Annotated in this window: 9 protein-coding genes and 1 pseudogene; 6 read left to right on the forward strand and 4 right to left on the reverse strand. The window is 53.2% G+C overall.

Going from position 1 to position 12,932, the window contains the following annotated elements; genetic code table 11:
- Positions 1–369, forward strand: a pseudogene (locus tag ACMHXH_RS03585) (IS4 family transposase); the annotation flags it as partial.
- A 109-nt stretch (positions 370–478) separates the two neighbouring features.
- Here ACMHXH_RS03585 and ACMHXH_RS03590 read toward each other — a convergent pair.
- Entirely contained in the window at positions 479–1,861 is a 1,383-nt protein-coding gene (locus ACMHXH_RS03590; RefSeq protein WP_335912730.1) for a DUF3300 domain-containing protein, read from the reverse strand.
- 361 nt (positions 1,862–2,222) lie between these two features.
- On the opposite strand from ACMHXH_RS03590, the gene ACMHXH_RS03595 reads away from it, so the two are divergent.
- A complete protein-coding gene (locus ACMHXH_RS03595; protein WP_039034276.1) occupies positions 2,223–2,717 on the forward strand; it encodes a Dps family protein in 495 nt (164 codons plus the stop codon).
- Between the two features lie 220 nt (positions 2,718–2,937).
- Here the strand turns inward: ACMHXH_RS03595 and ACMHXH_RS03600 are convergent, their stop codons facing one another.
- A complete protein-coding gene (locus ACMHXH_RS03600) occupies positions 2,938–4,398 on the reverse strand; it encodes an aminoacyl-histidine dipeptidase (protein WP_319618912.1) in 1,461 nt (486 codons plus the stop codon).
- Positions 4,399–4,609: 211 nt separating this feature from the next.
- Here ACMHXH_RS03600 and ACMHXH_RS03605 point away from each other — a divergent pair, with 211 nt between their 5' ends.
- The 4 genes from ACMHXH_RS03605 to ACMHXH_RS03620 all read left to right on the forward strand — a co-directional run bounded on the left by ACMHXH_RS03605 (position 4,610) and on the right by ACMHXH_RS03620 (position 11,195).
- Positions 4,610–6,136, forward strand: a complete 1,527-nt coding sequence (locus tag ACMHXH_RS03605; RefSeq protein WP_319618911.1) for a leucyl aminopeptidase family protein — start codon at positions 4,610–4,612, stop codon at positions 6,134–6,136.
- A 1,206-nt stretch (positions 6,137–7,342) separates the two neighbouring features.
- Complete coding sequence (locus ACMHXH_RS03610; protein WP_335912731.1) at positions 7,343–8,635, forward strand: NCS2 family permease; 1,293 nt, start codon at positions 7,343–7,345, stop codon at positions 8,633–8,635.
- A gap of 185 nt (positions 8,636–8,820) precedes the next feature.
- Entirely contained in the window at positions 8,821–9,939 is a 1,119-nt protein-coding gene (gene proB / locus ACMHXH_RS03615; RefSeq protein ID WP_413737634.1) for a glutamate 5-kinase, read from the forward strand.
- On the forward strand, positions 9,936–11,195 hold the full coding sequence (locus ACMHXH_RS03620; protein WP_071475483.1) for a glutamate-5-semialdehyde dehydrogenase: 1,260 nt from the start codon (positions 9,936–9,938) through the stop codon (positions 11,193–11,195). Before proB ends, ACMHXH_RS03620 begins: the two co-directional genes overlap by 4 nt.
- A gap of 83 nt (positions 11,196–11,278) precedes the next feature.
- Here the strand turns inward: ACMHXH_RS03620 and ybaK are convergent, their stop codons facing one another.
- Together ybaK and ACMHXH_RS03630 are read right to left on the reverse strand one after the other, a co-directional pair.
- Entirely contained in the window at positions 11,279–11,752 is a 474-nt protein-coding gene (ybaK, locus tag ACMHXH_RS03625) for a Cys-tRNA(Pro) deacylase (protein ID WP_319618910.1), read from the reverse strand.
- 394 nt (positions 11,753–12,146) lie between these two features.
- Positions 12,147–12,440: a DUF3144 domain-containing protein gene (locus tag ACMHXH_RS03630; protein ID WP_025009906.1), complete on the reverse strand. Its 294-nt coding sequence runs from the start codon at positions 12,438–12,440 to the stop codon at positions 12,147–12,149.
- Positions 12,441–12,932: the final 492 nt, after the last annotated feature.

The raw sequence follows: 12,932 nt of genomic DNA on the forward strand, positions 1-12,932 counted from the left end.
CAGCATCTTCTGGAGAGTCGCTTTACGTTACGCAGTCAATTGCCAGAGCTGGTTATCCAAGAATTGTGGGGGGTACTGTTGGCCTATAACCTCATCAGATACAAGATGGTGTTGATGGCTAAAAGCTTACCGTCGTTACATCCGAACCAATTAAGCTTTAGAGATGCATCGAGTTATATCATTTTTAAACTGACTCAGCTGTCATCTCAAACGCCCGGAAATGTCCCGAGAGATGTCTTGGACATAGTGCGTAATGCGAGGCAGTTCAAGCTTGATGGGAAACGCGATAGAGCCTATCCACGTGCGTTAAAAATGAGTAAAAACAAGTATCCCATTAAGCCTAAGAAAAATGCCGTTCACACTAAGTGAACGGCATTAGGCCAGTGCTGGACCTGTCTTTTTCATTCGTTTTCACTTTAGGGCAAGTGCTACTTTTAACCCGGCTTTTTCAACTCAGCTTTTTCAGCACTCTCTTTGTTCAACGCTCTCTTTGTTGATGCACTGAGCGTTGTCTGTGCTCCTGAGCACGGCGGGGCTGGCGTCGCTCAGCCTGATGGCGCTGTGGCTGAGCTCGCTGCTGATGCTGCACCTTCGATTGACTATGAGGCTGATAGTGTCTCTGAGGCTGATGTTGTTTATCAGAGTGTTGCCGGCGCTTTTCAGCTTGTCTATGAGTAGTGTTAGTGTGCCGGTTTGAGGCCTGTTGCAACTGTCTGTCTCTGGCCTGATGTTTAACCCGCATCGTTTTGTCGGCGGCGTTGGCACTGCTATTGGCACTCCTATATGACGGCTGCTGTGACAGCTGACGAACCTTTTGTGGCTCGCCCCTATGCATCTTCTCCCTCTTGTCAGCGGCGCGCCATTCACGGCTATTGTGCTCTCTGCGCTGCTTTAACTCTCGCTGCAACTGCTTTTGTTGCTCGTTTCTGTCCTGATGCAGCCTTTGGCTGTGGTTGAAGCTGCGTGCCTGGGATTCATAACGCTTGTGTGGCTTGTTGTATACCGCCTTATTGTAGCGTTGTTGCAGCCCTGGATGGCGATAATGGGCGCCACGTCTGTGGTGCGGGTTATGGCTCCAGCGCTGGGCTCCCTGGCTATAGGCCAGTCTCGGCCGGTAGTGATTATAGTGTTTGTGGCGATAATCGACCCAGACCACTCTGTCATGCCAATGAAAGGCGCTGAAGAAGAAGTTAAATGAAATGCTGACCCCGGCACTGCGCCAGTAAAAAGGACTGGAGTGGTAGCGTACATATCCGGGGAAAGGGTCCCAATAGATAGGCGGATAGCTGCTCCAGTGCCAGTGGCCATAGACACGGCGACTGTCGTAGTAAGGGACATAGATAATTTCGGTGCGGGTCGGTGCTATCACTATCTGGCGCTTGTCGCGTCTGGCGTTGAGGTTACCCAGGTCATTTAATGAGTCGGCATCCCAGGCGGCTTGTCTCAGGGTTTGAATCCCATCCATCACCCGGCCTTCATCGGCGATAAAGGCTTCGCCCAAACGGGCGGTCCAGTCCAGATCTGTGCTCATCTTGTTCAACACTTCCGGAAAGGCGATAAGCGCCATCACACTGGGATCCCAATCCTGGTTCTCGGCTTCGGCCATCAGGCGTTCATTGCTCCAATGGCTGCGCTGTTTGCGCCAGCGCTGTGCCTGCACCAGTTCCAGTGGATAGGTTGAGGCGATTAGCATATGGGTCAACAAGGTGTCCGGATAGAGAGCGATAGGGGAGAGCAGTTGCATCAGCTCGGGATCCCGGATATCACTGCCGGATTCGGCGGCCTGCAGCGCCGTAGTTGGCAGGCCAAACAGACACAGGATAAGTACACTGTGCTGCAGCCAGATTTTCAGCTTGTTCATGGTTGCCTCCTTTAGGCTGGTATGGTTACCTGCCTGGCAAGTGAGCTAACTGAGGCCTTGCGATGCAATTCCCCATCAGTGGCTTCAGGATAAGTCGCCTTTGATGAACATAAGCTGAAGGTTTTGGGGGGGCTAAATATTATCCAGCGAATGGACAAAAGATTTTGTCTTTTTCTGGTTCAGCCCCTGGTTGTGAGTGGTTTTATCAAAACAGTCATTTAGATAGCCATTGGGAAGCTCTAACTGGACAAACTGTGTAGTAGATCACAGTTTATGGGGGCGCAAGCCTCCACCCTGTTATAGCTATTTATCTTTAGTCGCCATTGAGTGCGACTATCGCCAACAAGCAAAAGGAGTGTATATGGCAACCAAGAAAGTCAAGGCACCCACTATAGATATAGGCATCAATGATGCAGATCGTAAAAAAATTGTCGCGGGGCTTTCTGCACTGCTGGCCGACAGTTATACCCTGTATCTGATGACCCATAATTTCCATTGGAACGTCAAAGGCCCACAGTTCAACAGCCTGCATCAGATGTTTATGGATCAATACACAGAGCAGTGGAATGCGCTGGATGAAATTGCCGAGCGGATCCGCGCCCTGGGGTATCCGGCGCCCGGGACTTATAAAGAGTTTGTTCGCCTGGCATCCATCAAGGAAGTGGAAGGTGTGCCCTCTGCCAATGAGATGATATTACATCTGGTTGAAGCCCAGGAGGCCACGGCCCGCACCGCCAGAGATCTGTTCCCCGTTATCGACAAGGCCAATGACCAGCCGAGCGCCGATCTGCTGACCCGCAGGCTGGAAGTCCACGAAAAGACTGCCTGGATGTTGCGTAGCTTGCTGGAGGAATAGCCTAAACGCTAGGCGCTACGCATCAAAAAGCCGCCCCGGAGTGCTCCGGTGCGGCTTTTTTTTTATGCCTTTATTGAAGTGGCATTTGTGTTGGCAAGGTTCGCTTACCCCAATCACATAGTTTGCCCATGTTGATGGAGAGCCACTCACTTGTCGCCTGGCTGCCACGCCAAGTCGTTTGGCGCTATCTATTCAAGGCTTAAGTGCCTTAATCAAGGTATCAGGCCTTTTCGGGAATACGTTCCAGTACCGCCAACAGCAGCTGCCAGTATTGGCCCACTGTGGTGATATTCACCATTTCATCCGGGCTGTGGGGGAAGCGTATGGTGGGGCCGATAGACACCATATCCATGGCCGGATAGGGCTCCTTGAACAGGCCACATTCCAAACCGGCATGGATCACCATGATCACCGGCTCTTTATGGTAGATGTCCTGATAGGTGTCGCGCACAATCGCCATTACAGGAGACTGGCTGTCTGGCTTCCAGCCTGGGTAGGCGCCGGAAAGATCAATCTCGGCACCGGCCAGGTTGGCCAGGGCGATCAGCATGCCTTCAACCTGGTTGCGACCAGAGTCAATTAAGGAGCGGATCAGGCACAGGAGTTTGACGTCCTGTTCGCTGGTATTGATCACCCCGAGGTTGAGTGAGGTCTCGGTCACGCCTTCAATCTCGTCACTCATCCGCATGACACCGTTGGGGCAGGCATGCAGCAGATCGATAAGAGTGTTCTGACTCTGCTCGCTCATCACCTTGGCAGGCAGCGGCACTTCGGTGAGAGTCAGGCAAGCGGCCGGATCGGCAACCGCCAGCTCTTCTCTAAGCAGCGCCTGGAAAGCCGCGACGGCTTCGCTCAACGCTGTGGCTTGTTCGGCCGGTACCAGAATAGTGGCACTGGCTTCACGGGGAATGGCGTTACGCAGCGAACCGCCGTTGAATTCGGCCAGTTCCAGCTGCAGGCTTTCGCTGTGTTCAAACAGGAAACGGGCCAGCAGCTTGTTGGCATTACCGCGTCCCAGGTGAATATTTACTCCCGAGTGGCCACCCTTGAGTCCGGAGAGCGTCAGGTTGAATGCCTGGAAACCCTCGCCTGTGGCTTCCCAGACCATTGGCAGGGCGATCTCGGCATCCACGCCACCGGCGCAGCCCATGTAGATTTCGCCTTCCTGCTCTGAATCTGTGTTGATCAGGATTTCACCGCGAAGCATACCGGCTTCCAGGCCAAAGGCTCCTGTCATACCCGCTTCTTCATCTATGGTCAGCAGCACTTCCAGCGGCCCGTGGGGAATATCGTCACTGCCGAGAATGGCCAGCGCCGATGCCATGCCTATGCCGTTATCGGCACCCAGAGTCGTGCCCTGGGCCTTGACCCAGTCGCCATCAATCCAGGGCTGGATCGGATCTTTGACGAAGTCATGCTCTTTATCGGCATTTTTCTGCGGCACCATATCTATATGGGCCTGGATCACCACGGGTTTGCGGTTTTCCATCCCGGGAGTGGCATCTTTGCGAATAATCAGGTTACCGACTTTATCTTCGATAACTTCAAGCTGACGGTCTTTGGCCCAGCTCTGAATATACTGGCTGAGCGCGGCTTCATGCTTGGATGGGTGAGGAATGGCACAGATTTGTTCAAACCACTGCCATAGCGGCTGAGGTTGCAATTGGCTGAGACTGGACACAGCAAACTCCTGATCTTTTCGTCTGGTTGGCGGGCTTGGAACGGGCCAAGCGCGAGTTGTCACCAGTCTATCACACAGCGGCGTAAGGGCGCAGAACCCAGTTGGGACAATTGTTTATTTGTGGCAGCGAAACTTGCCAGCCAGATAATGGTAATCCGGCGCCGGAAAGGGAATAATGCTGGGCGCCAATAAAAAATAATTAGGATGGGTCATGGTTGAATTTATTGATGTTACTGACCAGGATGCAATTTTCAGTGAGGCAGGCTGGGATGCATTGCTGGTGGTCAGCGCCGATGTGACGGCGTGTCCAATCGAAGAGGTGGTGATACTGGCCTCCCACGGAGCTCAAGTCGACAAACGGGTGGGCAAGAGCCCGACCCTGTTGTTTGCACCCGGGCTTGCCGGTGGCCGCTTGATTATCGCCCCGGTCGCGCCGCTTGGCGATTATGACGATGTGCGCGCCTTTGCCAATGCTGCCAGGGCAGGTATCGCCATCGCCCGAGACGCAGGAGCTAAAAGGCCGCTGCTGTGGGTCGATAAGCCTGTATCCTTGGGCGATGAATACGCCAAGGCCGATCTGGTTGCGGCGTTGGCAATGGCGCAGGAACTATGGCAACCATTGGAAGCCCGGGAAGCGGGCACCACCCTTGACAGCATAGAAGCTATAGGGGTGCTGAACGGCGCCGATGCCGACATGCTCAATGCCATTGAAGCCGGCCGCAACCTTGCCAGAGATCTTTGCGGCACTGAGCCCGAGCGCATGGGCGCCCCTGCCTTTGCTGATTACTGCCTCAATGCCTTCAAAGATTCAGGGCTGTCGCTGCAGGTCGTGGAAGACAGAGACATTCTGGAGCGGGACTATCCCTTGCTGAGTGCCGTGGCGCGAGCCTCTTTTGCCGTGGCCAGACATCAGCCCAGAGTCGTTAAATTGGAGTACCGCGGCGAAGGTGACATCCAGCACAGTTATTTCTTTGCCGGTAAGGGTGTGGTGTATGACACAGGCGGCGCCGATCTTAAAGTGGGCGGCGCCATGGCCGGTATGAGCCGTGACAAGGGCGGCGCGGCTGCCGTGGCCGGTTTGATGAAGACCTTGTCATTACTCAAGCCCAAAGGCATTCGCGTGGTGGCCGAACTGGGGCTGGTACGCAACAGCATAGGCAGCGAAGCCTTTGTCACGGACGAAATCATCACAGCCCATTCGGGTGTCAGGGTCAGGATCGGTAATACCGATGCCGAAGGGCGCTTGGTGCTGGCCGACTTGCTGTCCCATCTGCGTTTAAAGGCGCAGGGCAGTGCGGCGCCCGAGCTGTTCTCTGTGGCAACCCTGACCGGCCATGTGGTGCGAGCCTATGGATCTTACAGCGCGATAGTAGCCAACGCCGTTGCCGAGCAACAGGCATTGCCCAAGCGGTTGCAAGCCAGCGCCGAGCGTTACGGTGAGGGGCTGGAGCTGTCCCGTTTGCGTAAGGAAGATTTTGCCAAGGTGCGTGATGTTTCCGGTGCCTCAGAGCTACTTTCTTCCAATAATGCGCCCTCATCGGTTACCGCCAGAGGGCACCAGTATCCGGCGGCCTTCCTGCTAAAGGCTTCCGGATTGGCACAACACGGGGTAAAAGACGCTCAGCCTATGGCCTATAGTCATCTGGATATTGCCGGCAGTGCCACAGAAGGTGACCCCCTCTATGGCAAACCTACGGCGGCGCCGCTGCTTGGGTTGTTTGCCTATATGACTGAGTAAGCCCTCAACGCCTCCCGGTCGATGTCGTCGGCCGGGTTATCCCTGTACTCTGTCCGTTGGCTTTTGTTCATTTGGCGACCGCTATATTGGCATTACCTAGCCCCGACATTTGCTAGGCGCTATCTTGTCTAAGTTCTCCACTGCAAGCGGTTGGGTCAGAGCTGATTTGAAGCTGTTTGAATCGTCATCCACTACGAACCCTGAAAACAACAGAAAACTTTCAGACGGATTTTTAGCCAATCCTGTAACCGGGTGATCTAATTCACCTTAACTGGTCTTACCTCTTTGAGATCACGCTTTTACCTCCGTTGGGAGACTAACATTTGGGCGCTGACTGACAGTCAATTACAGCGTTAGATTTTACTTAATCTGAATGAAGTTGGTTTGGTTTGTTTTGCTATTATTTCTTTAAAATCAAGTGGTAGTATTTTTTCTTCATTGTGTTTCGAAGTGTATCATTAAGTGCCATGGGTAAATCTTGTGTAACGTTTATGTAATTGGCTTACATTTTTAGGCGTGTTTTAAATTTTCAGCCTTGATACTTGTAATAAAATTACAAATGGCTATAATAGCTCTCGTTGGTTAGGCAAGCGCCTTCCACCTCTAGTCAATCCAGGATGGATAACTATCTCCAGGGAAATGAGTGACAAGTTGTCTCCACGGATATGAGAACCTCTAGTTCCAGGGAACCGAGCCAAGCTTCACTAGAGTATTTATTTCACAACTTTGTTAGGAGTATCGGCTATGTCTTACACAGGCAAAAACAACCTAGTTTATTGGAGCAACACCTGGTTTGATTGTCAGGTTTTGCGCGGCGGCATGTTCGCCATGAGTTTTAAGGGCTGACTACCCCTTTAAGTAGTTCCATCATCCATCAACCTTTGTTCACCACTTTGTGGTGTATTTAGACTCAAGTTGCAATAGAGGTTTTGCTTCTGTTGCCAGGTGTTACCCGCTAGCGCGGTAGACTCTTTCCCTTTTGGGTGCTTGATACATGTCTTGGCCTGCTCTTTGAGCAGGCTTTTTTTTGTTCGCAGCAAAATGTGAATAAATTGTGAGCTGGTGGGCAATTAATGGATACCACAGGCCGACTAAGTACTCTGGTGCTGGTCTGATCAGCGCAAACTCCCTATAATCTGCCGCCGATGACCTCGTTAAAGAAGTGTCACAAACCTCCCTACACTCAAATTCAAGGAACCTGGTTCCATGTTGGAAAAACTGTTCAAGTTAAAACAAAACAAAACCTCTCTGAAGCAGGAAGCTGTGGCGGGTCTAACCACCTTTCTGACCATGGCTTACATCATCTTCGTTAACCCCTCAATGCTGGCTGATGCCGGTATGGATCAGGGCGCAGTCTTTGTGGCGACCTGTATCGCGGCGGCGATAGGTTGTCTGGTCATGGGACTTTTGGCCAACTATCCCATCGCCCTGGCGCCGGGAATGGGTCTCAACGCCTTTTTTACCTATACAGTTGTGGGTGAAATGGGTTACAGCTGGGAAACCGCGCTTGGCGCCGTATTCCTCTCCGGGATCTGCTTTATGATCCTCTCCCTGGTACGAATTCGGGAATGGGTGGTCAACTCTATTCCTATGTCGCTGCGCCTCGGTATTGCCGCAGGTATCGGCTTGTTTTTGGCGCTCATTGGCCTCAAGAGTGCCGGTATTGTGGTTGCCAATCCGGCGACTCTGGTAAGTATGGGGGATATCACCGCATTTCCGGCACTGATGTCGGTATTGGGGTTCTTCTTGATTATCGCTTTTGTTCAGCGTGGATATAAGGCGGCGGTGATCCTCAGCATTCTGGCCATCACTCTGCTAGGGCTGGCCTTTGGTGATGTGCAATATAGTGGCCTGGTATCCATGCCGCCCTCCATTGCGCCTACCTTTATGAAGATGGATCTCTCCGGCATGCTGGAGATCAGCATGATTTCCGTAGTGCTCGCCTTTTTATTTGTGGATTTGTTCGATACCTCTGGCACCTTGGTGGCCGTGGCGCAGCGTGGTGGTTTCCTGGATGATAAGGGGCGCCTGCCAAGACTCAATCGCGCCCTGACCGCCGACAGCGCTGCCACTATTGCCGGGGCCATGCTGGGTACTTCGACCACCACAAGTTATGTCGAGAGTACCTCAGGCGTCAGCGCCGGTGGCCGTACCGGCTTGACCGCCGTCGTGGTCGGGCTGCTGTTTTTGGCTTCACTCTTTATCTCGCCGCTGGCCGGTATGGTGCCTGCTTATGCAACCGCGGGCACCCTCTTTTATGTGGCGATTCTGATGATGTCTGGCCTGGTGCATGTGGAGTGGGAAGATTTGACCGAAGCCGCCCCTGTGGTGGTGGTCTGCCTGCTGATGCCATTGACCTTCTCAATAGCCACGGGGATCGCCTTTGGCTTTATCGCCTTTGCGGCGATTAAACTTCTCTGCGGCCGTTTTCGCGATCTCAATGCCGGGGTGGTGGCACTGGCGCTGCTGTTTATTCTCAAGTTTGCCTACGGCGGTTAAGGCTAAAGCGCGAGCATCTGCTTTATAAACTGCATTTATTAAGGGTCATACTTGGTATGGCCCTTTTTGTATGAGATATCGCAATAAATAACGATTTTGTCCGCTTGAATGCCGACTGCCGCTAGGAATCCGGCGACGGATTGGGTATAAGATTTATCCCCGACTTTTTTAAGTAAATACAAGTGATGAACTTGAGTGACACACGCTACCACCGGGTAGTGGTAAAACTGGGTACCAGTGTGCTTACCTCCGGCAGCAAGCGCCTGGACAAGGCCCATATGGTCGAGCTGGCCAGGCAGATGGCGACCTTAATGCGCGCCGGTATCGAAGTGGTTTTGTGTACTTCCGGCGCCATTGCCGCCGGGCGCGAGCACCTGATGTATCCGGAGTTGCCGGATACCATGGCCAACAAACAGTTGCTCGCGGCCGTGGGCCAGAGCCAGTTGATTCTGGCCTGGGCTCAGTTGTTCAGTATTTATGGTCTGCACGTGGGGCAGTTGCTGCTGACCCGGGCGGATCTGCACGATCGCGAGCGCTATCTCAACGCCAGAGATACCCTGAATGCGCTGCTGAAACAGAATATTATCCCCATCATCAATGAAAACGACGCCGTTGCCACCAATGAGATCAAGGTAGGGGACAACGACAACCTGTCTGCCCGCGCAGCGCTTTTGTGCGATGCCGACTTGCTGATCCTGCTGACAGACCAAAAAGGCTTGTTCGATGCCGATCCGCGCCATAATCCCAATGCTCATCTGATCAGCGAAGTGGTCAATATCGATGACAGCCTGCGGCAACTGGCCGGCGGCTCGGTTTCCGGTTTGGGTACCGGCGGCATGGCTACCAAGCTGGAGGCGGCCGACATAGCTCGCCGCGCCGGTATCGAGGTGGTTATCGCCTCGGGCCATCATCCGGACGCCATAGAAAAAATCGTTGCCGGCGAGTCAGTGGGGACTCACTTCTGCGCCATCGAAACCCCGCTGGAGAGCCGCAAACAGTGGATCCTTGCCGGACCCAAGGCCAAGGGGAAACTGACTTTGGATGAAGGCGCGGTGCGGGCGGTAACCGAAAAGGGCCGCAGTCTGCTGTCCAAGGGGATTATTGCTGTCGAGGGCGAGTTTGAACGTGGCGCCACGGTGCAACTATTGGATCCCAAGGGCCGTAAACTGGCGCGGGGGATCTGTCGCTACAGCGCCGTGGCCCTCAAACGTATCGCGGGCCAGCATTCAGATAACATTGAATCCTTGCTCGGCTATGACTATGGTGATGCAATAGTGCACCGCAACGACATGGTGGTTTTATGACAGCTGAATATCTGCAACAACTGGGGCAAAAGGCCAAGGAAGCCAGCTTTGCCCTGGCCAATCTTTCCGGCACCGCCAAGCAGCAATTGCTGCACAATATCGTTGCCGCTCTCAAGGCCGATGAAGCGGCTATTCTCGCGGCCAATGAGCAGGATGTCGCCGCGGCCAAAGAGGCCGGTCTCAACGCGGCCATGATAGACAGACTGCTGCTGGATAAGTCGCGCTTGGCCGGAGTGATAGCCGATATCGACAATGTGATTGCCCTTGCCGACCCCATTGGCCGCGAGTATGACAGCCGGGTGTTGGATAACGGCTTGCGCCTGTGTCGCCGCGCCGTGCCACTGGGGGTGATAGGCGTTATCTATGAGGCCAGGCCCAATGTGACTGTGGATATCGCCGTGCTGGCCCTTAAAACCGGTAATGCGGTGATCCTCCGTGGCGGCAAGGAAACCCTGAAATCCAACCTGGCGCTGGCCAAGGCGATTCGCCAGGGCGTTAAAGCCAGTGGCTTGCCGGAAGATGCGGTGCAGCTTATAGATAACCCGGATCGTACCCTGGTTACCGGCCTGCTCAAGCTGGATCAATATGTGGATATGATAGTGCCCCGCGGCGGCGACAAGCTGCAGCGGCTCTGCGCCGAGCAGGCAACTATCCCGGTTATTCTCGGCGGTATCGGCATCTGCCATCTCTATCTGGATAAGGCGGCCGATCTGGAGAAGGGCATTCCTGTCATCCTCAATGCCAAGGTGCAGCGGCCAACCGTATGTAACGCCCTGGATACTCTGTTGGTGCACAAGCAGATAGCCAAGGAGGCATTGCCCAAGGTGGCCAAGGCCTTAGTCGATGTCGGAGTTAAGCTGGTAGGCTGCCCTGAGACTGTAGCGATTCTTGGGGCTGAGCAAGTGGCCGCCGCCAGTGAGGATAGCTTTGCTACCGAGTGGTTATCCCTCAATCTGGGGATCCGGGTGGTCGATGATATCCAGCAGGCCATAGGCCATATTCGCCGCTATTCCAGCGGTCACTCTGAGGCTATCCTCACGGATGATATCATCGCCGCTACCGAGTTTATGAACCAGGTGAATTCGGCGGCGGTTTATCTCAATGCCAGCACCCGTTTCACCGATGGCGGCCAGTTTGGCCTGGGCGCCGAGGTGGCTGTCAGTACTCAGAAACTGCATGCCAGAGGCCCCATGGGGCTGGAAGCACTGACCACCTACAAGTGGTTGGGTGTTGGTGATTACACCGCCAGAAGTTAGTGTTTACTTCTTGTAAAAGGTATTCAGAGCCACATATAACAAAGCCCCGCAGTTGCGGGGCTTTTGCTTTGGCCGCTTACGATTCAGCTCTTGATCGCCGCAAAACTGCCGCGGCAGAGCTTGGCCAAGTCCTCTGCGGCAAGACAGATCTCCAGCCCACGGCGACCGGCGCTGACATAGATGCTGTCAAACTCCCGGGCGCTGGCGTCTATCACTGTGGGTAACTGCTTTTTCTGCCCCAGAGGGCTGATGCCACCCACCAGATAGCCGGATGAACGCTGCGCCAATTGCGGATTGGCCATCACCAACTTCTTGGCTTTAATCGCCTTGGCAACGCATTTCAAGCTAAGTTGATGATTCACCGGCACCAGGGCCACCGCCAGTGGCGGTGACTTTTCATCGCTGCTGACCAGTAGAGTCTTGAATACCCTGTTGGGATCCAGTCCAAGCGCACTGGCGGCCTCTTCGCCGTAGGAAGGGGCATTCTTGTCATGGTGATATTCGTGAACGGTAAAAGAGATCCCCGCCTTGGTGGCGAGATCGATTGCGGGTGTCACAAGTGTCTCCTTAGGTTGTAGCGTGAGCAGAGTTTCATATCGCGTTTTAATCCGGATATCTGTTGCGCCAAAACCTGTCTAACTATCAAAACAGGTGTCATAGCATAAGCCTCAAGCCTTTCAGGGTCGAGACAGCGGGTCACTCTTTTAAGACTCAGTTTAGGAGCAAGACCACAAAGCGGCATAAAAGCTTAAGTATTAACTCAAGCAATTGTCTGGAAAATAGCTTAGACATGAGCCCAGATATCAGCGGCTACTGATTATCTGAGTTAGGGGCTAATCCGAGGCTGGTAAAATCGATAGGCCAGGGAAGGGCTTTAAACATGAGTTAACCCATTTTTCCAAAATAAAACGCCCGGCATCTGGCCGGGCATTTTGAAAGACTATGGCGGCTTTACTTCTGCGTTGCGCGGTAGTGGTCGAAATTCTCGATATAGTCGTCCATCGAGCCTTCGAGCATCTCCTTGTAGCGCTCCATATAGTAATCCATCATCTCTTGCTTCTTCGACTGCATCTGCTCCTTGGTGGCAAAACCGGTAGAGCCGAACCAGGCATTGTAACGAGCCAGGGCATACATGAAAGAGGCACTGACTTCACCGGTCTGGACTTCAGTATTCTGGTTCTGTTTGTTAGCCAACTCGATGAGTTCACTGGCACGCTGAAAAAACGCCTTATCTGTATCAGACATCTGAGATTCCTGTTTAAAGCCGAGAGCTTGCCTCTCGTTGTTAGGGTTAACTTACCCTAGAGTGTTTTGCTGCAAACTGCTGTAATCCGCTTCACATTCCTGATTGCTAAAGCTAAACAAGCATGAGTTGAATCGCAAAAGAGAGCAACTAACTATCCCAAATAGCCAATCATTTAGGTGTCCTAGGCTAAGGAAGGTGCGACCAAGTCCCTTATGTGCTCTGGGTCGGCAGACAGACCTGTTTGTTGTGCTTTTCCCTTTTTTCGCTTTTACTTAATTTCTTCCGATTGGCGATTGTTTCGCTCACCCAATCTGGTTATTGTAGATACAATTCAACCGCTTATTTTAGGCTTTTTCTCTTAATGGCAAGCGATTATAACTCCTGGTGTAGTAGGCCATATAGGGAATATTGTCTTGACACAGTTCCAGGGCTGCTCTCGGCGGTTTTGGGGTATCTTCAGGGACGAAGTCAGTTTCGTATCCGTGCGGTAG

Source organism: Shewanella sp. BJSY2023SW001, from assembly GCF_047314685.1.
Classification (GTDB): domain Bacteria; phylum Pseudomonadota; class Gammaproteobacteria; order Enterobacterales; family Shewanellaceae; genus Shewanella; species Shewanella indica.

Coding starts and splice junctions, on each gene's coding strand:
- ACMHXH_RS03595 (WP_039034276.1), top strand. CDS start 2,223: ATGGCAACCAAGAAAGTCAAGGCACCCACTATAGATATAGGCATCAAT.
- ACMHXH_RS03630 (WP_025009906.1), bottom strand. CDS start 12,440: ATGTCTGATACAGATAAGGCGTTTTTTCAGCGTGCCAGTGAACTCATC.
- ACMHXH_RS03590 (WP_335912730.1), bottom strand. CDS start 1,861: ATGAACAAGCTGAAAATCTGGCTGCAGCACAGTGTACTTATCCTGTGT.
- ACMHXH_RS03610 (WP_335912731.1), top strand. CDS start 7,343: ATGTTGGAAAAACTGTTCAAGTTAAAACAAAACAAAACCTCTCTGAAG.
- ACMHXH_RS03620 (WP_071475483.1), top strand. CDS start 9,936: ATGACAGCTGAATATCTGCAACAACTGGGGCAAAAGGCCAAGGAAGCC.
- proB (WP_413737634.1), top strand. CDS start 8,821: ATGAACTTGAGTGACACACGCTACCACCGGGTAGTGGTAAAACTGGGT.
- ACMHXH_RS03605 (WP_319618911.1), top strand. CDS start 4,610: ATGGTTGAATTTATTGATGTTACTGACCAGGATGCAATTTTCAGTGAG.